Genomic DNA, 25,080 nt, shown 5'->3' on the forward strand with positions numbered 1-25,080 from the left:
TATGTATATACTTAACCTGGTGAAGTTTACAATTCTATTATAATACTTCTATCCATATATTTCAAAAAAACAATCGCATCTCTACTAATTTTTTACAAATAACGTTCAATATTTTGTCACTTTGTACTTTTTTCCACATCTGTTAATTCAATTTCATTGCAGGTGAAATTAGCATTGTGCCATAATAGCATAGGAGAGGTGAATATCGCTTGAAATATTTTATTTACTTTATCGTTATCGTGGCATTTTTAGATACATTTTCACAATTACCTATTATGAGTACTTTCGCTCAAAGCCTTGGAGGAACCCCTCTTATTATCGGGCTAGTTGTCGGTATGTACTCATTCGCTAATATGATCGGTAATATTATTGCTGGAGCAGCTGTCGATAAATTTGGTGCAAAAAAAATCCTTTATATAAGCATGGGAATTACGAGTTTCATAGTCTTGTTATACACCGTTGTTCAAAGTAGTGAACAACTATTAGTTGTTCGCTTTATGCATGGATTTAGTGATGGCTTTTTAATTCCTGCTGCCTTTACATTTTTATCAAAACAAACAAATGCAAAAAGACAAGGAAAAGCAATGGCTCTGTCTGGTGCTGCTGTTGGAACAGCCGCAATCGTAGGACCGGCTTTCAGCGGTATTATGAAAGCAACAGCTGGCGTAGAATGGGTCTTCATTACTATTTCTATTTTAATGGCTCTTGGTACGATCGTATCTCTATTCTTCTTACCAAATAACGTATCAAGAAAAGATACATCAAGAACGCAAATAATGAACAAAGAAGATATGGTTGAACTTTTAAAATCAGAACCGTTATTACAAGCATATATTGGTGCTTTCACATTAATGTTTTCACAAGGAATTGTCACTTATATGTTACCAGTAAAAGTTGAGGCATTAGCGCTTAAAGCATCCACAACAGGCATGATGTTAAGTGTATTTGGTATAACTGCTATCCTCTTCTTCTTGCTTCCAACAAATCGTATTTACGATCGATTTAATCGTTCGAAACTAATGCTAATCGGAATTGCAGTTATGGCATTCGCATTATCTTTACTCGGATTATTTGCTACAAAAGGTATGCTCTTTATCGTAATGATGATTTATGGAATTGGATTCGCAATCCTCTTCCCGTCTATTAACGCTTTACTTGTTGAAAATACTACAGACGATAATCGCGGAAAGGCATTCGGATTATTTTATGCCTTCTTCTCATTAGGAGTTGTTGCTGGCTCCTTTACAGTCGGCGCAATCGGAGCATCACCTAGCATCAGCTTCATTATCGGGACAGCATTTTTATTAACATTTGCTGGGATGATTTATGTAAGAAGCAAAGTAAAAAAGACAATGATGGGATAATCCATCATTGTCTTTTTTAAAATGCATATTGATATAATCCGTAATATAATGGAAGCGTTGGAATAATGCCAATTAATTTAAATATAAAAGGTAACGGCTCATCTCGCTCTTCATATAAACGAAAAACAAAAACTGCAGTTAAAGTCCAAATGACGCTAAACAAGAAGATACATTTCCAAACAATTGAGGTTAATATTTGTATATCAAATACAAAACCAAAGAGCCCTATCGAATAGAACTCTTTTTGCCCAATATATTACTTTTGTGTATAACCAAATAACAATGTAAATAAATTAAACTGTAAAGGCAATACTACATTTCTTCTTTTACAAAAAAGGTGTATACATACCGACGATACTTCGACAATTTCCTCGGAAATATTTCCTTTCCCCACATAATTTGATACACTACACATGAATAAAAACTTGTATTACATAAGCTAAAATAATAACTTACTGTACAAATTAAAAAGCACACTCTTCATATGAAGAATGTGCTTTTATGTTATTAGCGTTTAATCCAAACAGCGCCTGCCGATTTATCTTCTGCCTGTCCAACAACTTGGAATTTAAGTCCAAGGTTTGGAACTTTTCTTCCTGCGTCTGCAATTTGCTTGTTACTATATACTTTTGAATCATCAAAAGTTGTAACACCTTGTAATCCAGAATAGTTAAACTGACCACGTGTTAATGAATTTACACTCCATGCTGGTGTTTTATCAAATGAAAATGCAGCATCTGCAATTTGCATGCCCGTATTACCGTATGCTGGTTTCCCGTTTAAATTACCAACTAGCGCTTCTGGATGAGAGTCAACAACACCAAGGAATCCTTCACCTGGATGCATCCCAACCCAGTTATCTTTAAAGCTATCATCTGCATACCAAACGACAAGACCTGTATTGTACACTGGACCTTTTCCTGCTTTTAATCCATTATCTGATCCCGCATAGTTTCTCCATTCTAAGTAGTAATAATGAGCTTTCTTCTCTGTCCCATCAGAAACAACAAAACCATTTAAATTCATTTTAGAATTTCCTTCTGCATCATCAGAAAATACAACTTGTCCATCAACAGTTACATTTACATTATCCATCGCAAAACCTTTATATGTTACAGCCGGATCTGTAATATAGTCGAATTGTAGTTTCACTTTTTTGCCTTTAAATTGACTTAAATCATATGATTTATCAATCCATTTCCCATCTGTTGTATCTTTATCTCCTTGGACTACTTTTTCTCCAAGTCTATCAATTAACGTCTTCGTTCCATCTTCTGTTACTGCATGTACTTCGACGAAATCGCACTCTGCTTCTAACTCATAATTTGCTTTATAATCGAATTTTGCATTTGTTCCCTTTGTTAAATCAAAGAATGGTGTCTCTAACGTTGTATGCATATCATCGCCTCTTGTACTATAATATGCATGCTTTCCAAACTCCGGTTTAATCGTTTCAACACTTTTACCTGGTAAGTTAACACGTACAACGCCTGGACGATTTGATTTCGTAACACTTTGATCAATATAGGTAGGAACTCCCACACCACTCTTAATTTTATCGTAATCTACTTCTAATATTTTTGCCCAGTTGCCACCCATATTCTTTTGTAAGAAGTCTTTATTTTGTGGTGAAAAACTAGTCGGCTCTGTTCCTGCGATTTTCCCTGTCCAACTACCTCCACTCATTAATGACCAAGCTTCGACTGGTGAACCATTTCCAGTATATTTCGTGTCATATTCATCTGGTAATCCAAGATCATGTCCAAATTCATGTGCAAACACACCTACAGCTCCATCTTCTGGTTCAATTGTGTAATCATGTGCTGCTACTTTACCACCAAAGTAATCTACCTTTGATTTCGTACCTTCAATCGCTACTGGATCTACTGCTAATTTTGAACGATGTGACCAGATCGCATCATCACCTAATTTACCGCCACCAGCTTCTTGACCAACACCAGCATGGATTACCATTAAATGATCAATTACACCGTCAGGTTCATTTTGATTCCCGTCCCCGTTTGTATCATATCTATCAAATTGATCAAACTGGGATAAATCTAGTCCTTTCTCAGCAGCTGCATGCAAAGCTTCTTTCACTAAATCACGTGCACCTTTCGGACCTTTATTATCGTGCCCACTGCTACCATCAGCTCCATAATCAGATGCTTTTCCTGGAACAGTTAGCCACTCCGTTACATATCCATCTGTCGTATAACTACCACCAGACTGCTCTTCATAGTATTGTTTAAACGTTTTTACTTTTGAACCATCAAATAAAGTATACGGCTCATTACCGAACAACATCTTTTGATAATGTTCTCTACTAAAGTCTTTCGAATACATATAACCTGGTGTTTGATCAATATTATTATGTTTATAATCACTAAATTCAACGAGTAGCACTAATACTTTATCTGATCGAACAGATCCCTTATATGGAGCTTGCTTTGCTTTTGAAGTTGGAACTTGCCCATTCAATTGATTTTTATTTGGTTCTGGCTTTTGCTCAAGGCTAACATTTTTTTCAGCCTTTTTTACATTTTCCTTTTCTTCCATCTTTTTCTCTTTTACTTTTTTTGTGAAATCAGACGTTTCTTGTGAGTGAGCATCTGGAAGAATTTCTTTATTCGCCTGATCTCCTTGTTTCTTTTCAATATATTGCTCAACAGCTTTTTTCGTCTCTTCTTTAGAAGATGATGGATTAATTGTTCCTCTTTCTTTCAGTGCTTCCGCTAAACGATCTTCTTGAATTAAATTGTAATCAATTGGTGTTGTAGATACATTATCTTTCTTTTTTGCTGCCGTTTCTGCATATGCTAACGGAGCACTCATTACAGATGTACATCCGATAATTGCCGCAATTGCTAATGATGACAACACTTTAAATGGTGCTTTTCTTCTCATTCCATTTCTCCCCTTTTATAAAACTTAAAATTCAGATAAATTGGTGCGTTTTTGTCGAAATCTCTGTTTACTACCCTCCCTATATAAAAAGACATAATTCTATAAACATTAAGCTTTTTGTTATAGAATCATGCCCTCCAGTTTTCTGGTCAGACCCTCTATCTTTTTATCCCTTGGTTCAATTAATAATCAGTGGGGGGATGAACAAAGCCCCCACTGATTAAAGTTTCACTTTATGTCGAAATATGAAAAATAAAGAGTTATGTGATATATATTAAATATCTTATATAACAAATTTAAAAGACAATATGCAAAATTGCATGAAAATTCTTTTAAATAAAAAAAAGAATCCTAGTCAATTAAACTAGGATTCTTGCTTTTCTATTATTTCTCTTGTGTTTTTTCCCAATCAGCTAAGAATTTCTCAATTCCTTGATCTGTTAATGGGTGCTTCACTAATGAAGCAATTACGTTTGCTGGGATTGTTGCAATATGTGCACCGTTTAATGCTGCGTCAGTTACGTGAACACTGTGACGTACAGATGCTGCAATGATTTCTGTTTCGATGCCATGAATTGCAAAGATTTCTGCGATTTGACGAATTAAGTCCATACCGTTATGACCGATATCGTCTAAGCGACCTAAGAATGGTGAAACGTATGTTGCACCAGCACGAGCTGCAAGTAATGCTTGAACTGCTGAGAACACTAATGTAACGTTTGTACGAATTCCTAAATCAGAGAACGCTTTTACTGCTTTTAAACCTTCTGTTGTCATTGGAACTTTTACTACAACGTTTGGAGCAATCTTCGCTAGTTCTTTTCCTTCTTCAATCATCTTATCAGCTTCTAAGCTAATTACTTCTGCACTTACAGGTCCTTCTACAACGTTGCAAATTTCACGAATGCGTTCGTGGAAGTCTACGCCTTCTTTTGCTACAAGTGATGGATTTGTCGTTACTCCAGCTAATACACCTAATTCATTTGCCTCTTTAATTTCGTTAACGTTTGCTGTATCAATAAAGAATTTCATTTGTTGTTCTTCCTTCCTAATTTTCATTTTATATTTATTTATTTTTCTTAATAAGCTCTAATTCAATCGGAATAGATTTGTCCACTTTTTTACCTTGTGTTATCTCTTTTGCTGTTTGCATCGCCTTCTCCCCGATTAATTCCGGTTTTTGAGCAACTGTTGCAGCCATACGCCCATCGTTAACCGCTTTCACTGCATCGTCTGTTGCATCAAATCCAACAACGACTACATCTGTTTTTCCAGCAGACTTCAATGCTTCAAGTGCACCTAATGCCATCTCATCGTTATGCGCAAACACGGCTTTAATATCACCATTTGCTTGCAAAATGTTTTCCATAACAGATAATCCTTTCGCTCTATCAAAATCAGCTGCTTGTTTTGCAACTACTTTTAAAGACTTATCGGCTACGTTATGGAATCCTTTCCCACGTTCACGAGCAGCGGAAGATCCAGGGATTCCTTCTAACTCAGCAACGTTTGCTCCTTCGCCAACTAATTCACGAATGTAATCACTAGCCATTTGACCACCTTCGATATTGTTAGAAGCAATGTGAGAAACAACCTTACCTGAATTCGCAACGCGGTCTACTGTAATAACAGGAACATTTGCTGCATTTGCCCCACTTACTGCTGAAGCAACAGCATCTGAATCGGTCGGATTAATAACAACTACATCGACACCCTTTTGAATTAAATCTTCAACATCGTTCGTTTGCTTTGCTGCATCATTTTGTGCATCAACAGCAATTAATTCAATGCCACTATCTTTCGCTTTCTTTTCTGCACCCTTTTTCAAAGTTACAAAAAAGGGATTATTTAAAGTTGAAACAGAGAATCCAACTTTAATAGTTTTATTTCGACCTTTATCGCTAGAATCCTTTGCCCATTCTGGCGGTTCCATTGAACAACCAGCAGTAATGACCATAATACATGCAACGAGTATAAGTAACCATTTCTTCATGAACTGTCCCTCCATTACGCTTCTTTTCTGCGATCAATTAATACAGCTAGTAAGATTACAAGTCCTTTTACAACTTGTTGGAAGAAAGAAGATACACCTAATAAATTTAAACCGTTATTTAATACACCGATAATAAGTACACCGATGAATGTACCAACAATCCATCCTCTTCCCCCAGAAAGACTTGTTCCACCTAATACAACTGCTGCAATTGCATCTAATTCATAAGAAGTACCTGCAGTCGGCTGTGCAGAATCTAATCGTGATGTTAAGACAATACCTGCAAGCGCTGCCAAAATTCCGGAAAGACCGTAAATCATTACTTTAATTCTCGTAACATTAATACCTGATAGTGCTGCTGCTTCTTCATTTCCACCAATTGCAAATGTACGGCGACCAAATGTCGTTTTCTTCAAAATGAAGTACAGTACTGCGAAAGCGATCATCATTGTAACAGCTGGTACCGGAATACCAAGAAAATAACCGCGGCCAAACATTTGGAACATTAAATGATCACCAAGACCAGTGATCGGACGTCCGTCCATATAAACAAGCGTCAACCCACGAAAAATAGTCATTGTTGCCAAAGTTGCAATAAATGGAGCTACTTTTCCTTTCGCAATGATGATACCGTTTACAATTCCCATTACAAGACCTGCTAATAATCCAACTGCCATTGCAAGGAACGGATCCATGCCACTTGCCATCATTCCAGCAACAAGTGCACTTGATAATGCTAAAATAGAACCTACCGATAAGTCAATACCCCCTGTTAAAATTACGAAGGTCATTCCGAATGCAATAAGCGCATTAATCGATACTTGACGCAGTATATTAAATAAATTTGGAATTTCAATAAACGCTGGATTTAAAGCTGTAATTACGACGATAATTAATACTAAACCGATTAAAGAACCGAGTTGTTGTAATACATTCCCCTTCTTAGCCATCCTTACTCTCCCCCTGTAGCTAGTGCCATAATAGACTCTTGTGATGCCTCATCTTTCCCTAAAATTCCGCCGACTTTTCCTTCATGAATAACAAGAACTCGATCACTCATCCCTAAAACTTCCGGAAGCTCAGATGATACCATAATAACGGCATCGCCTTGCTCTGTAAGCTTATTCATAATAGAGTAAATTTCTTTTTTCGCTCCAACATCAACACCTCTTGTTGGCTCATCTAAAATGAGTAATTGCGGATGAATGCCTAGCCATTTTGCGATTACAATCTTTTGCTGATTTCCACCAGAAAGAGATTTCACTGCCTGCTCTCCGCTAGATGCTTTCACATTAAGAAGCTTCATCATATCCTCTGTAAACTGTTGTTCTAGCTCGTTGCTTAGAATACTTCCCTTTGAAAGACTTTCTAAATTCGGTAAAGCTAAATTTTCTCGAATTGAAAAATCTAACACTAATCCTTCAGACTTTCTATCTTCTGTAATAAAAGCAATTCTTTGTCTAATTGCATCTATTGGACTATCAATCTTTACTTCTTGTCCATTTATAAAAATTTGTCCAGAGTCTAAAGGTTCATAACCAAATATCGCTTTCATAATATCAGTGCGACCAGCCCCCATCAAACCAGCTACACCAAGGATTTCACCTTTCCTCACTTGAAACGAAACATTTTCAAATTTCCCTTTCTTCGTTCCGTTACGCATTTCAAAAATGACATCACCAATTTGACTATTTCGCTCTGGATAACGTTCACCAATGCTGCGCCCCACCATCATACTCACTACTTCATCAAATGATGTTTCTGGAATTAATCTCTTTCCGACGTATTCTCCATCACGCAAAATCGTAATAGCATCACATATTGAGAAAATCTCTTCCATACGATGCGAAATGTACACGAATGAAACACCTTCTTTACGTAACTTATTGATTACTGTAAAGAGCGTTTCGATTTCACGATCCGTCAGTGCCGCAGTAGGCTCATCCATAATAATAACGCTCGCGTTTGTCATTAATGCTTTCGCAATTTCGATAATTTGCTGTTGTCCAACCGATAATTCCTCTGCTAACATAGCGCCTCTTACATGCAACCCTAACTCCGCTAGTTGCTGCTGCGCAATCGCATTCATTTGTCGAGTGCGTAAAATACCTGTTTTCCCATACATTAACTCTTTACCGAGAAACATATTTTCAGCTACTGTTAAATTCGGCAATATGTTTAGTTCTTGATGTATAAATGCGATGCCGTACTCTTCAGCTTCTTTCGCATTTTTAAAGGTGCGCTCTTGCCCATCAATTGTGATTGTCCCACCATCTTTTTTGTATACACCTGTTAAAATCTTCATGAGCGTTGATTTACCCGCTCCATTTTCCCCCATCAATGCATGGACTTCTCCTGTTTCAATCATAAACTGTGCATTCTTCAAAACAGGATTTCCATTGAACGCCTTTGAAATGTTTTTCATTTCAATATGCATTCCCATCACTTCCCTTTATTAAAAAATCACGCCCGCATGTAAAATTACATTTGCATAAGGCGTAGCCTCGCCTGTACGAATAATCGCCTTCGCTTTCTTTGTATGCTCTTTAAATTGCTCATGAGATACATACTCAAATGCTGGCTCTATTAATTTCTGCTCTATTTCTTTATTTACTTCCGCATTATTTATAATGACTTCTTCTGCTAACGTCACTTTTTCGATTGCCATATCATCAGCTACCACTTGCAATACATCTAAAAAGCTAGGTTTTCCAATTTCAACAGCTAAATCAATTCTTTTTACTCCGTCAGGAATTGGTAAACCGCAATCAGCAATTACAATCGTATCCGTATGCCCAAGTAAAGCAAGGATTGATGCAATCTCACTGTTTAATACGCCGTGCTTCTTCATCCAACAATCACCTGCACTTCACGTACTTTATCTCTCGTTGGCATGCCGCCTTGCGCCCCAAGTTTCGTTACAGAAAGACCACCGGCAATATTCGCGAAACGAATTGCTTTTTGAAGTGTCTCTCCTTCAGAAAGTGCAACTGCTAACGCACCATTAAATGTATCACCAGCTCCAGTTGTATCCACTACATCAACAGCAATGCTAGGAACATGCACAATCTCCGTACCATTATGGAAACGAACACCGTTAGAACCTTCTGTCATCAATAATTTATTTGGATACTTCGCCAATAAATCTTCAATTGGTGAGATGAAATCATCTAATACGATGCGGCACTCATGTTCATTTGGCGTAATATAAGTTGCCTTTTCTAAAATGTCTTCTGATAAAACTTGTGCTGGCGCTGGATTTAACATAACAGGAATATTATGTTCCTCACAAATAGCCAATACATATTTTACTGTTTCAAGTGGAATTTCTAGTTGAAGAACAACCATATCCGCTTTTACAAGAAGGTCTTTGGAGCGATCTACAACTGACTTATTTACAAGAGCATTTGCCCCTTGTACGACAACAATACTGTTATCTTCTTCTGCTAAAACGATATGAGCAATTCCTGTCGTTCTATCTGTAACCGGTACCACATAATCGATAAAAATGCGTTCGTTCTCTAGATTTTTTCTAACTACTGTTCCATAATCATCATTTCCTACCGCTCCAACCATTGCTACATTTGCTCCTAATCTAGCTGCAGCAACTGCTTGGTTTGCTCCTTTCCCTCCTGGAATTGTATGAAACGCTTCACCAATTACTGTTTCTCCTGCTTTCGGCCGTTTTTTTGAAACAGCCACTAAGTCCATTGAAATGCTCCCTACTACTGCAATATTTGGCATCTGTTTCATCTCCTTACTTCGTTGTATTTCGTTCTATAATTTCAATCGGCAAACGATAATGTTTCTCTTCTAATGTATTTCCTTCCATTTGCTCTAACAACAACTCTGTTGCAATTTTCCCCATTTCATATATCGGTTGTGCAACTGTTGTAATAGATGGATACATCATTTCCGTTAAAGAAATGCCATCAAATCCGATAATTTGTAAATCATTTGGAATGACAATCCCCTTTTGAAGTGCAGCCTTTACAATACCGATCGCAATTAAATCATTCCCAGCAACAATACCATCAATATGCGGGTATTCTTCTAATAATTCCATCGCTACAAGCTCACTATTTGCTGGATCAAACGTACTCTCTGCAATCATATACGAAAGATTATTTTGCGTAATAACGTCTACAAAACCTTCAAAGCGTTCATTTGCAGTACTCACATCACGTGGACCGCGAATATGTGCAATATGTTTACATCCTTTATCTAGTAACAACTTTGTCGCAGCCTGACTTCCTGCATAGTTATCTGCATATACAGTAGAAATACGCTCATTAAACATACGGTCAATCGCAACAACTGGAACAGATACATTCATGTAATTAACACTATTTTGTGGATTCGTTGCTACAATAAATCCATCTACATTATTTTGTCTAAGCACATCAATATATTGTTTCTCTTTTTCTAAACTTTCATCAGAGTTACAAAGGACAACTGTGTAACCTTGTTTATGTGCTACATCTTCTACGGCACGTGCAACTTCCGGAAAGAATGGATTCACGATATTTGGAACAACTAAGCCAATTAAACGAGACTTTTTATTATACAGTGAACGCGCTACTGTACTAGGCTTATAATCTAACATCTCAATTGCACGTTCTACCTTTTTTAATGTATCTTCGTGAACATATCCATTTTTATTTAGAACTCTGGAAACGGTCGCAACAGATACTCCCGCTAATTTCGCAACGTCTTTGATCGTACTCATTCTCTTTTCTCCTCATTTCATGTAACCGTTTACAGAAAATAATATAACGTATTTCTAAAAATACGTCAATCATTTCTCACTAAAAAGCTTTTAAGGTTATACTCAAAAAAGCACCGCCATAAGGCGATGCTTCTTCATTACGAGTATGATACAGTTTTTTCTTTTTCTTCTACAACAGGCTCTTTAGCATCTTTTTTACGATCTGATAATTTAATTTTTTGTAAGAAAATCGTAAAGATAGCACCTACTACGATAAATACTAATCCTGTTAAGAATACAGTATGAAGCGAGTCTACTAAAGAGTTTTTCAAAATAGGTACAATACTGTTAGCGAACGCTTCTGGCATTTGTTTTAATGCCTCTGGGCTAAATAGCATTGAATATAAACCTTGTGGATCTGTGTGAATCATATCTTTAAATTTCGTTACCATTTGTCCCGCTTCTTTCGGGAATGTATCTAATACAGGTACTAAATTCTTTGTTAATGTCGTACCTGAAGTGTTATTCATAATTGATCCTAAAATTGTAATACCAAATGTACCACCGATTTGTCGGAAGAACTGACTTGATGATGTTACAACACCAAGGTCTTTTTTCGGGAAGCTTTCTTGTAACGCTAATGTTAATGTCGGCATTACAAGACCCATTCCTAAACCGATAACCATCATATAAGAAGTAGCTGTAAGCTTCGTTGTGTGCATATCCATCGTTGTTAATAACCAAAAACCACCGGCCATAATAAGCATACCTGCGATAATTTGTGGTTTTACACCAACTTTTAATACAAGTTGCCCACCGATAATACTCATCACAATCATTGTAATCATCATTGGAGTCATAATTGTTCCTGATTCAGCAGCACTTACTCCTACAATACCTTGCATGAAGAATGGTACGAACATAATCGCGCCGAACATTCCAATACTCATAAAGAATCCAATCGCATTCAGTATTGTAAATGTACGATTTTTAAAGAAATGCATTGGTAAAATTGGCTCTTCAGCTTTCGTTTCAACGATAACAAAGCTAACGATACCAATTACAGCTAGTGCAAATAAACCGATAATTTGCCAAGAATCCCATGCATAATCTTTTCCGCCAAACGTTAGCGCAAGTAATAAACTTACAACACCGAGAATCATCGTAAAGATTCCAGCGATATCAATTTTAATTGGTCCTGTTTGTTTATGCGATTTTAATCCCATTGCAATAAAGATTGTCGCTAAAATACCAACCGGTAAGTTAATGTAGAATACCCATCTCCAGTTCACTGCATCTACAATCCAACCACCAACTTGCGGTCCAATTACAGAAGCAAGACCGTATAACGCACCAAAAATACCTTGCCATTTCGCACGTTCTTTTCCCGTGAACATATCTCCAATAATAATCATAGCCATTGGCATCATAATACCGCCACCAAGACCTTGAATACCACGGAAAATAATTAATTCTGTCATACCATTCGCCATACCACATAACGCCGAACCAATCATGAAAATAACTAGCCCTGTTATATATACGTTACGACGACCAAGTAAATCCGCTAATTTACCTGCAATTGGTACAACTGTCGTTGATGTTAACATATAAGCTGTCGTTAACCATGTCATTAAACTTAATCCGCCTAGGTCACCGACGATACGTGGCATTGCTGTACCAACAATTGTTCCATCTAATGCAGCAAATAGCATCGCGATTACTAAACCGATTAACAACAACTTTCTATTTTGATTTTCTTGTTGCTCCATGTAATCTCCTCAATTCCTCTTAGTTATTCTCTTTTTTCTCTTGTGTCCCGCAAATAATGGTTTCTAACTTCTCAAAGAGACGTAATAAATCTTCTCTTTCTTGCAACTCTAAATGTGAAAAGTATTTTGCAATATGCTCGTTACGAGCTGTCATTGCCTCTTCTACTCTAGCTTTCCCCTTTTTTGTTAACTCGATGATGACAACGCGACGGTCATCTTTGTCGTGATAGCGTTCTACAAGTTCTTGATCGATTAGACGATCAATCATCACTGTAATCGCGCTAGGCTTCACATACATCTTTTTCGCTAATGTTGTCGCTCTTGAAGCCCCATAATGATCTAAAATCTTTAAAATATAAAACTGCGGTGGTGTAAGTCCTGTCGCTTGCATTTGTTCTAATAACTCCGTCTGCATTTTCTTTCCAATCGAAAAGGCAAGAGCTTGAATTTTATCGATATGCGTCATATCATTTGGCATGTTATCCACCTCTTATTTAAACAATAAAATATTTAATGTATTTAAATATTAATCCCACGAACAAAATCCGTCAATACTTTTATTCATAAAAACGTTTACATTTTTGTCACAAAGTTGTATAATTTTCGACGAAGTTAATATTGACAGTCACGGAGAAACGGAGTACACGGCTATGAATCATAAAAAAGGAAACTTTTTTATATTTCATGGCCTTTTTATGTTCTCTGTCTTAAAACGCTTCGAATTAATTAGGGGAGGATTTTCATTTTATGTTTTTCACACAATTATTTAAACCTGCGCCCCACGCGGAACGCTTACCAGCTGATCGCGTTGATAGCGAATACCGTAAATTACGTTTACAAGTATTCTTAGGTATCTTCATCGGTTATGCAGGTTACTATTTTGTTCGAAAAAACTTTTCACTAGCAATGCCATACTTAATCGAGCAAGGCTTTAGTAAAGGGGAACTTGGGGTTATCCTTTCAGCAGTTTCTATCGCTTACGGATTAAGTAAATTTCTTATGGGTATCGTATCCGATCGTTGTAATCCTCGCTACTTTTTAGCAGCTGGGCTATTTTTATCAGGTATCATTAATATTATTTTCGGCTCATTTTCTTTCATTACAACGAGCATTATACTTATGTTTGTACTTCAGTTTTTAAATGGATGGGTACAAGGTATGGGATGGCCTCCTTGTGGTCGTACGATGGTTCACTGGTTCTCTATTAGCGAACGTGGTACAAAAATGTCTATTTGGAACGTCGCTCATAATGTTGGCGGAGCGCTTATGCCTTCACTTGTAACATTAGGCTTATACTTCTTCGCAGATGACTGGAAAAGTATTTTTTACTTCCCAGGTATTCTTTCAATTTTAGTTGGTATTTATGTATTAATTACGATGAAAGATACGCCTCAATCTTGTGGGTTACCTTCTATTGAAGAACATACTGGGGAATATCCACCAGATGAAAAAGTAAAAGATCGCGAACGCGAGCTTTCAGTAAAGGAAATTTTATTTAAATACGTATTAAACAATAAGTTTTTATGGTACATCGCTATTGCGAACGTTTTCGTATATTTCGTACGTTACGGAGTTGTAGACTGGGCTCCTACTTATTTAGTAGAAGAAAAAAGCTTTACTCATAGTAGCTCACGTACTGCTTACGCTCTATATGAATGGGCTGGTATTCCAGGTACACTTCTTTGCGGATGGATGAGTGATAAACTATTTAAAGGACGTCGTGCACCTGCTGGTATTTTATTTATGGTCGGTGTATTTATCGCAGTTCTTGTTTACTGGTTAAACCCTCCTGGTAATCCAATGGTTGATAGTATCGCACTTGTCGCAATTGGATTTTTAATTTACGGACCGGTTATGTTAATTGGTCTACACGCTCTAGATTTAGCACCAAAGAAAGCTGCTGGAACTGCAGCAGGCTTAACTGGATTCTTCGGTTACTTAGGCGGAGCCGCTTTCGCTAGTGCAGCTATGGGCTTTATCGTGGATGCATTCGGATGGGATGGCGGATTCATCTTATTACTTGTATCTTGTGTACTTGCAATGTTCTTCCTTGCTCTTACTTTAAATACAGGGTCAGTAAAACAAAAGCAAGCTTAAATAATATATAACAAGCATAAAAATAGCTCTTAGCATTTACATACATGCTAAGAGCTATTTTTTATTTTCATTGCTGTTCCTACTAATGATAACAACCAATTCCTTCCCTACTATAAGATTAAAAGATTTGATGAAACACCTTTATTAAAACAGCTAACGTAACAGATGCAGCAAATCCCCCTAAACAAATAAGACTGACACCTTGGCTATATGACAAATTTTGAAATGATTTCATTGCTTCCATCCTCCCTATCTCCCCTTTGATACTTTTATTTTACCAATGGGAAAAATTTCATAACATCGATTTCTCTAACAACTAACTTACAAATTTGTAAGTTAACATCTTTTCAACTTATATATCTAGTATTTCCACAAATAAGAGTCATTTATACATAAAAAAAGACCTCAGTTATACTAAGGTCTTCGTTACATTCTATTTCATTTTACAATCATCACTGGACATTTCACACGCTTTGCTATTTTATGACTTACACTTCCCAGCACCATTTCTTGCAGTGTATTGAGCCCTCTACTTCCAGCAATGACAAGATCTATATCTCCTGTATTTACATATTGAACAATTGTATCTCCAGGATCACCATGTAATATCGTAATTGTATAAGAAATGTTCTCTTTCTTTAATAAACCTTCAATCTCTTTTAATTTATCTTTTCGACTAGCCGATATTGTTTCTAAATCTGTTTGACCTTGTATAATATCTGATTTTGCCGTTCTATTATCTACTACGTACACAACTTCAACATTTGTTTCTTCGCTACATTTCGCAATATAGGTTGCATGCTCCGCTGCTCGAAGTGCATGTTCAGAACCGTCACATGCTAATATAATTTGTTTGTACATATGCTGAATCCCCTTTTCGTTATCCTATTCGTATTATATAATAAAGCCCCCTAAAAAGGAGGCTTTTAACTAGCAATTCTTTTATTATAAGTAGCTAAATTTGCAACAAGTTTTGAACTACGTTCATTTAATCCTGTTATAGTTACTTTCACACCACTTTGTTCATACTTCATGATAACTTTATCAATTGATGCCACTGCCGAATCATCCCATACGTGCGCATGAGTAAAGTTCATTTCGATTTCTTTTACATCTTCATTAAATGAAAAATTATTTATAAAGTCGGCTGTAGATGCAAAAAAAAGTTGACCGTGAATTTCGTATATTTTCTTATTTTCAATATATAAATGTTTCACGTGAATCTTTGCCATATTGAATGCAAATAAAACCGCACTAATTACTGTTCCGATAATTACACCTAATGCTAAATTATGTGTAATTAGGACAATCACAACTGTTACGATCATAACAAATGCGTTTCCTTTTGGTACTTTATGAATTGTTGTTACAGAGTTCCAATCAAACGTTCCGATTGAAACCATAATCATAACTGCAACTAAAGCTGCCATCGGAATATGAACGACATAATCTCCTAAAACAAATAGTAATACGATTAAAAATCCGCCCGCTACAAATGTTGATAGGCGACCTCGTCCACCTGATTTAATATTAATAACAGATTGACCGATCATTGCACAACCTGCCATTCCTCCGAAGAAACCAGCAACAATGTTTGCGATCCCTTGACCGCGTGCCTCTTTATGCTTATTACTTTCCGTATGCGTCATATCATCTAAAACTGAAGCTGTTAATAATGATTCTAGTAAACCGATAATTGCAAGCATAACTGCATACGGTAAAATAATCCCTAATGTCTCAACTGTAAAAGGCACGTCAGGAATGCTAAATAATGGTAATTCTTTCGGCAAGCTTCCCATATCCCCTACTGTTTTCAACTGTAATCCGCTCATAAGTGCAATACTCGTCACAATAATAATGGAAATCAGTGTAGACGGGACAGCCGTCGTAACACGTGGAAATACATATATAATTACAAGACCTAATGCGACAAGTGCATACATTTGCCAATTTGCATTTTTAAAATGCGGTAATTGCGCTGTAAAAACTAAAATTCCAAGTGAATTTAAAAAACCACTCATAACAGATTTCGGAACAAACTTCATAAATGAGCTCAGTTTGAACACGCCAAAAATAATTTGGACAATACCTGTTAATATTGTTGTAGCAAATAAATATTGCAAACCATGATCTTTAACGAGCGTCACCATTAATAATGCCATTGCACCTGTTGCAGCTGAAATCATCCCAGTTCTTCCGCCAACAAATGAAATGGTAACTGCAATACAAAAGGCTGCGTATAACCCAACGGTCGGATCCACACCAGCGATAACAGAGAAGGCTATCGCTTCAGGAATTAATGCTAAAGCAACGACAATTCCTGATAACACGTCCCCTCTCACATTAGAAAACCAATCATTTTTTATCGTTTGAAACAAAATACCACTCCTCTACTCCTTTATCATTTGATTTTCTCCATAAGAAAATCAGCCGACTGCACGAAAGCTATTATATAACGAGTAGAAGATTTTTTACTATGTAAAAGTTTCCTAAAGAAAAAGACGCTATATCAGTAGCGTCTTTGCTCATTTCATTAATGTCCACCGTGTCCTTGACCACTTTCTTGAACAATTTCTAACCTCTCATCTAGTATTCCTTGTGTTTCAAATGAAATATCACTCGTACTTCCTAATAAGAAGCCATGATTATATGGTCCAAGTGTTGGATTATCTTTAAACTTCGGCTGAATGCTTGCAAGGAAGTCATACACTGGTTGTGAAGCTTTCCCTTCTTCTAACAAGACAACAGGTGCGTGTTTACCCATATGTGAAAAAGGTGCCCCAGCAACTGCTAAATCTGGTGTTTTGCTTGAAACAAATGATAAACCGTGACCAGGTTTTGTGAATCCCCAGCCAAATTTTGTTTTTTCATCTTTAAATTTCGCAAACGCAACCGAATTTTCTGTTGGAGTCTCTCCACTAATACGCGTTACTTTCCCGTATTTGCTCAGCTCTTTTTCCACTTCTTTTGAAACAATTTTTTCTGGCCCTAATACATATATATTTGCTTTGTCTTTTCTCATTTTTAATGCCTCTATTGTCGCTTCTGGCACTTTATTCTTTTCTGTATAGAGTAGTGGTTCCGGCATATGAGAAATCCAATTTACAGCGGGTGTTGTATATAAACGGCCTTCTTCTGCAGACGAACCAATAATAACACTATTTGGGTAGCTTCCTGTTATATCGGCATACTCCTTATCAACATCCTTCGCAAATATAGCTGGGTCCGTTTCTTTTATTTGTTTTACTTTATAACCTTTTAATTGTTCAAGCGCGCTAGTACCTACATCTCCCATCACCATAATTTGTTTTCCGTCTTTCGTTCCGATTGGATTTAATCGTTTTATTTCTTTTAACGTCATTTCCGGTATCTTTTCTTTTTCTATAAATAAAATCGGCCCGTTATTCGGATGATGAATAAGGTCTGCACTCGCAATACCTAATTGCCACTCGCTTGCTGGTACTAAAATAACAGCACCTGGCTGGTTCTCCTTATGAGTTGCTGGCCATATCGTTTGCGAAGTTAATACTGCCATTTTTAGGGGGTCATTTGTATTTAACCTCGTCACATTTTTTAGACTTGTCGTTAATAAATCATTAGATGCACCTTCGTTCATTTCTTTTGGCGCCGTTACCTCCTGATTCATTTTCATTTCCTTTTGCTCTGTTTTCTTCTCTTTTGTAGATTCATGGTTTTTATGGTCTGTATTCGTTTGTCCGCATGCAGCAAGACCAACTGCTGTAATTATTGTTATCCCAAAAATTCGGGTCATTTTTTTCACTATACCGCCTCCGTATTAATCATTTTTGAGCCAATATGATTACCTAAAATGTAATTTCAACTCCACAATAACAAGCAATTCTGAAGAAATTATGCAGACGCATCATAATCTGCACCATTTCTTCATGATTTTGCATTACACTTTAAGTAACGATTATAAATATGGAGGGCTCTCTATGATTGATATACTGCTCGTAGACGATGAACCGAGAATGCTTGAATTATTAACGCTTTATCTTACCCCAATTGGATATAACTGCGTATGTGCGACTTCAGGAGAAGAAGCTATTTTACATATAGAAAATCGAAACTTTAAATTTGTTTTACTCGATATTATGATGCCAAAGATGGACGGATGGGAAACGTGCAAAAAAATCCGATCTTTTAGTAACATTCCTATTATTATGGTTACAGCTCGTGATCAAACAGTAGATGTCGTTCAAGGATTAAAACTTGGAGCCGATGATTACGTAACGAAACCTTTCCATGAAGAAGAACTTTTCGCAAGAATTGAAGCCGTTTTAAGACGTACAAATGAACATAAACAAATCCAATATCACGGTATTGTATGGGATGAAACACAACACTTCGTTTCTGTCCATAGTGAAGAACTCCTTCTCACACCAATTGAATTTTCTTTACTCGGATTATTTTTACGCCATGTGAACTACGTATTAAACCGTGATCAGCTCATCGAACGAATTTGGGGATTAAACACAAATACAGAAGATCGCACAGTCGATTCGCATATTCGTAATTTACGTGATAAATTGCGAAAAGCAAATTTCCCTATTGATCATCATTTAAAAACCGTGTATGGAGTAGGTTATCGATGGGTTGATACTGAACAGTAAGGGGCAAAACGATGAAACGAATTTCAATTCAATTCGGATTTTATTTTTTAATTGTTACACTTTTAATTGAAAGTGTTCTCTTTATTTTGCTCTATTATAGTCTCGTAAACACTAGAGTAAATGAAGAAATGACAGCTTTATTAAAGCGAGGAAATAGTCATCGAGATGTACTTGAAAAATATTACGATGAGCAAACCATCTCTCACGTAGCATTAATGGAATCTGAAGCTGAAACAACTGTCGTTATTACAAATACAAATAAAGAAGTGCTAGCTAAATCTAACGAAATAAACACGACTATAAAAAATCACATTAGTAGCATGCAGACTCGAACAGACCATAACGGAGCGATTATAGAAAATCATTGGAAAACATCTAATTATATATGTACAGTTAGTCCTATCATAGTAGCTGGAAAACATGAAGGGTATGTGTATATGTTTCTTGGAACAAAATCCATTGAAAAGTTGGTAAATGGATTAACGAAACAATTCATTATTGCTGGCGCCATCACGTTTCTACTCACAGTCATCACAATTTTCCTATTATCACGTTTATTAACAAAACCATTGTTACACATGAAACATGCAACTGAAAAAATGAGTAAAGGCGATTTGTCCGTTTCATTAACGACTACTCGAAATGATGAAATTGGTGAACTAGCATCATCTATTCAAACGCTCGCAAATGATTTACATTATATGAGAACAGAGCGAAGTGAATTTCTAGCAAGTGTTGCTCACGAATTACGAACACCATTAACATACGTAAGAGGTTACGCTGACATTGCTTTAAAAGAGACCACATTTCCTGAGCAACGTTTGCGATATTTATCTATTATAAAAGATGAGTCTGATTACATTACAAACTTAGTTCAAGATTTATTTTCACTTGCACAAATGGAACAACATAACTTTTCTATTCAAGTAAAGGAAGTACATTTACACACATTCCTTACTCGCATAGCCGAAAAAGTTAACGCTATGTATAAAGAAAGGTACATTAAAGTTTCTTTCTCTTGTCCTCCTACACTGGTAGTAAACTTAGATGAACAGCGATTTGAACAAGTTATAATAAACATTTTAAATAACGCTTATAGGCATTCAAAAGAACATTCTCATATAAACATTTCTGTTACAGAAGAACATAGACGTATTTTCATTACAATTGAAGATGAAGGCGAAGGTATTCCGCCTGAAGACCTCCCTCACATTTTCGATCGTTTTTATCGAGTTGATAAAGCGAGAACACGAGCTACAGGCGGAACTGGTTTAGGACTATCTATCGTAAAAGAAATTGTAGAACTACACGGCGGAAATATTACTGTAACGAGCGAAGTCGATTATGGGTCTTGCTTTATAATTTCATTACCATCCATAAAGAAACACGACTATCATCAATAGTCGTGTTTTTTATCACTTTACTTTATAATATAAATTTACAAATTGCCCAAAACGTTTCGTATCCGTTAAAGTTAAATTAATTTCCGGGTTCTTGTCTTGAAATAACGGAACTCCAGAACCTAATATGTGAGGTGTAATCGTAACAACATATTCATCAATTAGATTATTCTTAAAGAACTCTCTTAAGAGACTCCCTCCACCGACCATCCATATTTTAGATCCTTCTTGTGCTTTTAACCTTTTTGTAAACTCCACTACATCTTCATTTACAAACTCCACGTGTTCGTTTGAACCTTTTTCTGAGTTAGAAAAAACATAACATTTTTTATCTAAATACGGGAATGGTTCTATATGCTCTACTACATAATCATACGTTCTTTTTCCCATAATTATTGTATCAATAGTTTCGTACATTTCTGTATAACCGTTATCTCCCTCTCCTTCGGTTTCCATTAACCACTGTAAATCATCATCTTCTTTCGCAATATATCCATCTAAGCTCGCCGCAATAAATAAAACTATTTCACGTGACATATTTTTTCCTCCTTATACCTCATCTTGATAACATTATGATGTAAACAATATACTAACAATAAAACACGACAATTTATGTCATGTTTAAAAAGAAAAAAGGTGATACATTTGTCAAAAGCTAAACGCTTATTAGATATTCTTATATTTGCTTCTGCGAAAAAAGCATTTACAGCTCAAGAAATAGCCGATGAATTTAATATTTCTGTTCGTACTGTCCATAGATACATTTTAGATTTAAGTGATATGGGATTACCCATTTACGCTGAACAAGGTCGCAACGGAGGATATAAAGTATTAACGAATAGAGTAATTCCACCTATTTTATTTACCGAAGAAGAAGCAGTCTCTATCTTTTTTGCCTTTCAATCTTTAAGCTACTACAGAGACTTGCCTTTTAACACAGAAATAAATTCCGTTACACATAAACTATATAGCTCCCTACAACATGATGCGAAAGCTAAAGTTGACAAAATACGTTCTTATATCGCCTTTTGGAATCCGAAAAGAACAATTGAGACACCACTTTTAAACGAAGTGTTAACAGCGGCTATTGAAAATAAAAATTTACACTTTCAATACGAATCTAAATCAAGGATCAAAACAAAACACGTTCATCCTATCGGTGTATATGCGCATGATGGTTTATGGTATTTACCTGCTTATGATTTTAATGTAGAAAAAACATTACTGTATCGCGTCGATCGTATTCTTTCTATATTATCAACGGAAGAAAATGAAGATACATTCATGAATTTAGAAGAGTGGTTTGCCTCTAACTCTCACGTAGTACATAATCCTACTCAGTTACATGTTTTACTGTCAACAGAAGGCGTACGCCAATGTAAAAGCGTGCCTTACCTTGAAGAATTCGTTGTAACAAACGAAAACGGGACAGGATATATACATTCAACAATTGATAAAGGAGAAATCAATTTTATTACCCCTTTATTTTATAGACTCGGAAAAGATGCAAAAGTTTTAGAACCGATAGAATTGATAGATGGTTTACGTATGCGTGCGAAAGAAGTTTTACATATGTATGAAGACGAAAAAAGCTGCTAAATATAAGCAGCTTTTTGTGTATTTGTTCCTATCGTTTTGACTGTTGACGAATATCAATCCACCAACGATATGACGCATTCATATTTTCAGTACTTCCATTCCCTCTGTAATGGAAAGCATCCAAAAAGATTGAATCTAGTTTATCTTCATCTACAAAGTAACCTAAGTTAACTTTTACCGTTTCTCCTGGTCGGATACTGCCAATATTGTAGAAGCTTTTCCCATCTCCGTGAGGCTCTAAATAATCAACTTCTCCCGTCATAATACGCGTTGCATCCATTCCCTCTTCTTTAGCGTATTTCCATGCATTCCCTTCAAATTTAAGCTGTTTTATGGATGGATGCATATAGATTTCTTCTGTCGACTTTTTGCCAATATTTTTCACTGTTGTTGTTAAGTAGACAAATTTAACATTAACTAATTTCGAATCTACTAATGTATCAATTGAATCTTTACCATTCCCTAATTTATATTCATCTCGTCTGTATGATAGTAATTTTCCCGTCTGATCTAAAGCCTTATTCTTGCTTAATATCTCTAGGCCAAGTTCATTAAAGTTCTCTTGTTTAAAATCTTTGATTGAATCAAAAACTTCAACTTTTTCTATCACATATTCAATTTGGCTGTTATCCATAGATATCGTTACTGGAACCTTTTGTCCTATATGAAATAGTCGTTTACTATCTTTTTTCAAAGGAATAACCTTAGTTTCTTTAGGTTCATCTGCTTTGCTAAAACGATTTTCATCATAATCTACTATATATGATGCCTTTTCTTTTGACGTAGGCTCAAGTGAAATACTCCCTAACACATCCATCATTTGTTCTTCGTTTACATCGGATCCAATATAACTTTCTAACATAATCCCTTCTTTCTCAAAAAAGAGAAAGACCTTTCTGTCAAACATTACATTGTTGTTTCCTGTTTCTTTATGGACAATTACTGCTTTCCTACCGTTTATTTCTTTTTCTTCATAACTTTTAGAGTACAGCGTTTGAAAATCTGTATTCTCCCCTACTCTCCGAAGAGCGAATGAAAATCCCCCCTTTGCGTCATTATCTTTAAAGGAATATTTCATAGCAGAGTCATCAATTGCTTCCATATTTTCTGGTAATTTATCGATTTTCAGCTTATACCACTTATCAGCCTTTTTCGAGTCCTTATTTGTTACTGAAACATTTACTTCATAATTTTGTTTTTGAACGATCATATTATAGACCTTTACTGCTCCAAAAACGGTTGTCGGCATGCCGATCAATAAGCAAGCAGCAGCGATTAACATACGATGTCTTTTACGCTTTTTCAGCGGTTGTCCATTTTGCGGCTTCATTTCCTCCATAAACAATTTCTTTTTGCGCGTATATGTATGTGAAAATTCATGTTGTTCTTCAAGTTTATCAAAATCATCTAAAGCAATTTTTTCAGCAAGTTCATATATTTCTTTGGAGTTCTTTGAATTCGTCATGTTGTATACCTCCTATCATATTTTGGACTCGTTTTCGAGCGCGTTCAAACTGCTTGCGGACATTTGCCTCGGTTATCCCCATGACACTTGAAATTTCTTGATACGTTAAGTTATAGAAAACTTTGTACTTAAACACCTGTCTATTAGATTCGTTTAACTCTTTTAGCAATGCATCAATTTGAACCTCAGACATTTTACGTTTTTCCCACTCTTCAATATTTTCATCTACTGCTTCTACAGATTCTCTTTCATATTCTTCTAAAAATGTTTCATGTCGTTTGTTTTTCCGGTAACTATCAATCGCCTTGTTTTTCGCGACCCTCAAAATGTAGCGTTTAAGCTCTTGAGTAGCCAAGCTATGGAGCTTTTCCAAGTTCTTATAAAGAGTAATAAACGTCTCTTGAACCGCATCTTCAGCCTGTTGAATATTATTTAAAATAGAATACGCTACATAATAAATCTTTTGTTCATACAACTCATATAGCTCTTCCATCTTTTCATAATCGTTGTTTGTAACTTTCATATAATTCCTCCTCTCACTCTATATAACGAATAAGCGCTATACTTTGTGACACTGCAAAATCTTTTTATGTATAAAATTTAATAATAGAATAAACAAAAGCCCAATTTCTCTATTTTAACTGAGAAATTGGGCTTTTTAATATTAGAATTTTCCTGACCGCTACGCCTTTTCAGTAAGCAGCATATGCTCTATCGCTTCTTTTAACAAATTCTGTGTCTCTTCCAAGTTATGATTCTGCTTTTCTCCTGGTTGTACCATATAAAACTCAGCAAACGAACGCTCTTTATATCTTGGTACGACATGCATATGATAATGTGTTAACTCGTTAAATACTCCACCATTTTGACAAACTGTAACTCCGTCAGGTTTATATACTATCTTAATCGCTTTTGCAATAAGCTTAGAAGCATCCATAACGGATTTTGCTACAACATCATTTAATTCATCTACTTCTACAACATGTTGCTTTGGCACAATTAAAGTATGTCCTGGGTAGAAAGGCGCATAATCTAAAAAGCAAGTTACATAGTCATCTTTATATATTTTATATATTTTTTCCTCTTCGTTTGCTAATTTACAACCTAAACATTCCATCATACTTTCTTCCTTTATTAAAAA

General features: G+C 35.9%; 23 protein-coding genes and 1 pseudogene. 5 read left to right on the forward strand and 19 right to left on the reverse strand.

Annotation, left to right across the window (positions count from 1 at the left end; all coding sequences use genetic code 11):
* The first annotated feature begins 209 nt into the window (after window positions 1-209).
* Window positions 210-1,364: an MFS transporter gene (locus tag HMPREF2590_RS25330; RefSeq protein ID WP_050821617.1), complete on the forward strand. Its 1,155-nt coding sequence runs from the start codon at window positions 210-212 to the stop codon at window positions 1,362-1,364.
* 16 nt (window positions 1,365-1,380) lie between these two features.
* On the opposite strand, the pseudogene HMPREF2590_RS30520 reads toward HMPREF2590_RS25330, so the two are convergent.
* From HMPREF2590_RS30520 to HMPREF2590_RS25385, 11 genes and pseudogenes are all read right to left on the reverse strand, one after another.
* A pseudogene (locus HMPREF2590_RS30520) lies at window positions 1,381-1,593 on the reverse strand (hypothetical protein); the annotation flags it as partial.
* Between the two features lie 278 nt (window positions 1,594-1,871).
* On the reverse strand, window positions 1,872-4,271 hold the full coding sequence (gene inhA2, locus HMPREF2590_RS25340; RefSeq protein WP_001252961.1) for a M6 family metalloprotease immune inhibitor InhA2: 2,400 nt from the start codon (window positions 4,269-4,271) through the stop codon (window positions 1,872-1,874).
* Between the two features lie 384 nt (window positions 4,272-4,655).
* A complete protein-coding gene (gene fsa, locus HMPREF2590_RS25345) occupies window positions 4,656-5,303 on the reverse strand; it encodes a fructose-6-phosphate aldolase (RefSeq protein ID WP_000667698.1) in 648 nt (215 codons plus the stop codon).
* A gap of 34 nt (window positions 5,304-5,337) precedes the next feature.
* A complete protein-coding gene (rbsB, locus tag HMPREF2590_RS25350) occupies window positions 5,338-6,264 on the reverse strand; it encodes a ribose ABC transporter substrate-binding protein RbsB (protein WP_070861612.1) in 927 nt (308 codons plus the stop codon).
* Between the two features lie 14 nt (window positions 6,265-6,278).
* Window positions 6,279-7,214 (reverse strand): ABC transporter permease subunit, encoded by a 936-nt coding sequence (locus tag HMPREF2590_RS25355; protein ID WP_001074641.1) that lies wholly within the window; start codon window positions 7,212-7,214, stop codon window positions 6,279-6,281.
* Window positions 7,215-7,216: 2 nt separating this feature from the next.
* The gene (gene rbsA, locus HMPREF2590_RS25360; RefSeq protein WP_001986250.1) at window positions 7,217-8,701 is read right to left on the reverse strand and encodes a ribose ABC transporter ATP-binding protein RbsA; all 1,485 of its coding nucleotides are present in this window, start codon (window positions 8,699-8,701) and stop codon (window positions 7,217-7,219) included.
* Between the two features lie 18 nt (window positions 8,702-8,719).
* Window positions 8,720-9,115, reverse strand: a complete 396-nt coding sequence (gene rbsD / locus HMPREF2590_RS25365; protein WP_000716154.1) for a D-ribose pyranase — start codon at window positions 9,113-9,115, stop codon at window positions 8,720-8,722.
* Window positions 9,112-10,008 (reverse strand): ribokinase, encoded by an 897-nt coding sequence (gene rbsK / locus HMPREF2590_RS25370; RefSeq protein WP_001132861.1) that lies wholly within the window; start codon window positions 10,006-10,008, stop codon window positions 9,112-9,114. The genes rbsD and rbsK overlap by 4 nt, the downstream gene beginning before the upstream one ends.
* A gap of 13 nt (window positions 10,009-10,021) precedes the next feature.
* Window positions 10,022-10,993 (reverse strand): ribose operon transcriptional repressor RbsR, encoded by a 972-nt coding sequence (rbsR, locus tag HMPREF2590_RS25375; RefSeq protein ID WP_050821615.1) that lies wholly within the window; start codon window positions 10,991-10,993, stop codon window positions 10,022-10,024.
* 137 nt (window positions 10,994-11,130) lie between these two features.
* Window positions 11,131-12,744: an MDR family MFS transporter gene (locus tag HMPREF2590_RS25380; RefSeq protein ID WP_000437646.1), complete on the reverse strand. Its 1,614-nt coding sequence runs from the start codon at window positions 12,742-12,744 to the stop codon at window positions 11,131-11,133.
* Window positions 12,745-12,763: 19 nt separating this feature from the next.
* Entirely contained in the window at window positions 12,764-13,222 is a 459-nt protein-coding gene (locus HMPREF2590_RS25385; protein WP_001132365.1) for a MarR family winged helix-turn-helix transcriptional regulator, read from the reverse strand.
* Between the two features lie 269 nt (window positions 13,223-13,491).
* Here HMPREF2590_RS25385 and glpT point away from each other — a divergent pair, with 269 nt between their 5' ends.
* Entirely contained in the window at window positions 13,492-14,841 is a 1,350-nt protein-coding gene (gene glpT / locus HMPREF2590_RS25390) for a glycerol-3-phosphate transporter (RefSeq protein ID WP_070861614.1), read from the forward strand.
* Between the two features lie 118 nt (window positions 14,842-14,959).
* On the opposite strand, the gene HMPREF2590_RS25395 is transcribed toward glpT, so the two are convergent.
* The 4 genes from HMPREF2590_RS25395 to HMPREF2590_RS25410 all read right to left on the reverse strand — a co-directional run bounded on the left by HMPREF2590_RS25395 (window position 14,960) and on the right by HMPREF2590_RS25410 (window position 18,622).
* Window positions 14,960-15,076, reverse strand: coding sequence for a DUF4027 family protein (locus HMPREF2590_RS25395; protein ID WP_000834733.1), 117 nt, complete (start codon window positions 15,074-15,076; stop codon window positions 14,960-14,962).
* A 203-nt stretch (window positions 15,077-15,279) separates the two neighbouring features.
* Complete coding sequence (locus HMPREF2590_RS25400) at window positions 15,280-15,702, reverse strand: universal stress protein (protein ID WP_000277999.1); 423 nt, start codon at window positions 15,700-15,702, stop codon at window positions 15,280-15,282.
* Between the two features lie 65 nt (window positions 15,703-15,767).
* Window positions 15,768-17,219, reverse strand: a complete 1,452-nt coding sequence (locus HMPREF2590_RS25405) for a SulP family inorganic anion transporter (protein WP_050821613.1) — start codon at window positions 17,217-17,219, stop codon at window positions 15,768-15,770.
* 155 nt (window positions 17,220-17,374) lie between these two features.
* Window positions 17,375-18,622, reverse strand: coding sequence for an ArsR family transcriptional regulator (locus tag HMPREF2590_RS25410; RefSeq protein ID WP_050821611.1), 1,248 nt, complete (start codon window positions 18,620-18,622; stop codon window positions 17,375-17,377).
* 175 nt (window positions 18,623-18,797) lie between these two features.
* Between HMPREF2590_RS25410 and HMPREF2590_RS25415 the strand changes: the two genes are divergently transcribed.
* Together HMPREF2590_RS25415 and HMPREF2590_RS25420 are read left to right on the forward strand one after the other, a co-directional pair.
* Window positions 18,798-19,475, forward strand: a complete 678-nt coding sequence (locus tag HMPREF2590_RS25415) for a response regulator transcription factor (protein ID WP_050821609.1) — start codon at window positions 18,798-18,800, stop codon at window positions 19,473-19,475.
* 11 nt (window positions 19,476-19,486) lie between these two features.
* Window positions 19,487-20,878 carry a sensor histidine kinase gene (locus HMPREF2590_RS25420; protein WP_050821607.1) on the forward strand — a complete coding sequence of 464 codons (1,392 nt, stop codon included), beginning with the start codon at window positions 19,487-19,489 and terminating at the stop codon, window positions 20,876-20,878.
* A 12-nt stretch (window positions 20,879-20,890) separates the two neighbouring features.
* Here HMPREF2590_RS25420 and HMPREF2590_RS25425 read toward each other — a convergent pair whose 3' ends face one another.
* Entirely contained in the window at window positions 20,891-21,412 is a 522-nt protein-coding gene (locus HMPREF2590_RS25425) for a dihydrofolate reductase family protein (RefSeq protein WP_000085764.1), read from the reverse strand.
* A gap of 75 nt (window positions 21,413-21,487) precedes the next feature.
* Here HMPREF2590_RS25425 and HMPREF2590_RS25430 point away from each other — a divergent pair, with 75 nt between their 5' ends.
* The gene (locus HMPREF2590_RS25430; RefSeq protein ID WP_119781844.1) at window positions 21,488-22,474 is read left to right on the forward strand and encodes a helix-turn-helix transcriptional regulator; all 987 of its coding nucleotides are present in this window, start codon (window positions 21,488-21,490) and stop codon (window positions 22,472-22,474) included.
* 28 nt (window positions 22,475-22,502) lie between these two features.
* Here the strand turns inward: HMPREF2590_RS25430 and HMPREF2590_RS25435 are convergent, their stop codons facing one another.
* The 3 genes from HMPREF2590_RS25435 to HMPREF2590_RS25445 form a co-directional block, all read right to left on the reverse strand.
* Complete coding sequence (locus HMPREF2590_RS25435; RefSeq protein ID WP_050821605.1) at window positions 22,503-23,939, reverse strand: DUF4367 domain-containing protein; 1,437 nt, start codon at window positions 23,937-23,939, stop codon at window positions 22,503-22,505.
* Window positions 23,905-24,462: an RNA polymerase sigma factor gene (locus tag HMPREF2590_RS25440; RefSeq protein WP_000869272.1), complete on the reverse strand. Its 558-nt coding sequence runs from the start codon at window positions 24,460-24,462 to the stop codon at window positions 23,905-23,907. Before HMPREF2590_RS25440 ends, HMPREF2590_RS25435 begins: the two co-directional genes overlap by 35 nt.
* Window positions 24,463-24,621: 159 nt before the next feature.
* Complete coding sequence (locus HMPREF2590_RS25445; protein WP_050821603.1) at window positions 24,622-25,056, reverse strand: HIT family protein; 435 nt, start codon at window positions 25,054-25,056, stop codon at window positions 24,622-24,624.
* Window positions 25,057-25,080: the final 24 nt, after the last annotated feature.

This window comes from Bacillus sp. HMSC036E02, assembly GCF_001836235.1.
GTDB lineage: Bacteria > Bacillota > Bacilli > Bacillales > Bacillaceae_G > Bacillus_A > Bacillus_A cereus.

Excerpts from the sequence above, each read along its gene's own strand:
- inhA2 (WP_001252961.1), bottom strand. The coding sequence starts at position 4,271 with ATGAGAAGAAAAGCACCATTTAAAGTGTTGTCATCATTAGCAATTGCG.
- fsa (WP_000667698.1), bottom strand. The coding sequence starts at position 5,303 with ATGAAATTCTTTATTGATACAGCAAACGTTAACGAAATTAAAGAGGCA.
- rbsB (WP_070861612.1), bottom strand. The coding sequence starts at position 6,264 with ATGAAGAAATGGTTACTTATACTCGTTGCATGTATTATGGTCATTACT.
- HMPREF2590_RS25355 (WP_001074641.1), bottom strand. The coding sequence starts at position 7,214 with ATGGCTAAGAAGGGGAATGTATTACAACAACTCGGTTCTTTAATCGGT.
- rbsA (WP_001986250.1), bottom strand. The coding sequence starts at position 8,701 with ATGCATATTGAAATGAAAAACATTTCAAAGGCGTTCAATGGAAATCCT.
- rbsD (WP_000716154.1), bottom strand. The coding sequence starts at position 9,115 with ATGAAGAAGCACGGCGTATTAAACAGTGAGATTGCATCAATCCTTGCT.
- rbsK (WP_001132861.1), bottom strand. The coding sequence starts at position 10,008 with ATGCCAAATATTGCAGTAGTAGGGAGCATTTCAATGGACTTAGTGGCT.
- rbsR (WP_050821615.1), bottom strand. The coding sequence starts at position 10,993 with ATGAGTACGATCAAAGACGTTGCGAAATTAGCGGGAGTATCTGTTGCG.
- HMPREF2590_RS25380 (WP_000437646.1), bottom strand. The coding sequence starts at position 12,744 with ATGGAGCAACAAGAAAATCAAAATAGAAAGTTGTTGTTAATCGGTTTA.
- HMPREF2590_RS25385 (WP_001132365.1), bottom strand. The coding sequence starts at position 13,222 with ATGCCAAATGATATGACGCATATCGATAAAATTCAAGCTCTTGCCTTT.
- glpT (WP_070861614.1), top strand. The coding sequence starts at position 13,492 with ATGTTTTTCACACAATTATTTAAACCTGCGCCCCACGCGGAACGCTTA.
- HMPREF2590_RS25395 (WP_000834733.1), bottom strand. The coding sequence starts at position 15,076 with ATGAAATCATTTCAAAATTTGTCATATAGCCAAGGTGTCAGTCTTATT.
- HMPREF2590_RS25400 (WP_000277999.1), bottom strand. The coding sequence starts at position 15,702 with ATGTACAAACAAATTATATTAGCATGTGACGGTTCTGAACATGCACTT.
- HMPREF2590_RS25415 (WP_050821609.1), top strand. The coding sequence starts at position 18,798 with ATGATTGATATACTGCTCGTAGACGATGAACCGAGAATGCTTGAATTA.
- HMPREF2590_RS25420 (WP_050821607.1), top strand. The coding sequence starts at position 19,487 with ATGAAACGAATTTCAATTCAATTCGGATTTTATTTTTTAATTGTTACA.
- HMPREF2590_RS25425 (WP_000085764.1), bottom strand. The coding sequence starts at position 21,412 with ATGTCACGTGAAATAGTTTTATTTATTGCGGCGAGCTTAGATGGATAT.
- HMPREF2590_RS25430 (WP_119781844.1), top strand. The coding sequence starts at position 21,488 with ATGTCATGTTTAAAAAGAAAAAAGGTGATACATTTGTCAAAAGCTAAA.
- HMPREF2590_RS25435 (WP_050821605.1), bottom strand. The coding sequence starts at position 23,939 with ATGACGAATTCAAAGAACTCCAAAGAAATATATGAACTTGCTGAAAAA.
- HMPREF2590_RS25440 (WP_000869272.1), bottom strand. The coding sequence starts at position 24,462 with ATGAAAGTTACAAACAACGATTATGAAAAGATGGAAGAGCTATATGAG.
- HMPREF2590_RS25445 (WP_050821603.1), bottom strand. The coding sequence starts at position 25,056 with ATGGAATGTTTAGGTTGTAAATTAGCAAACGAAGAGGAAAAAATATAT.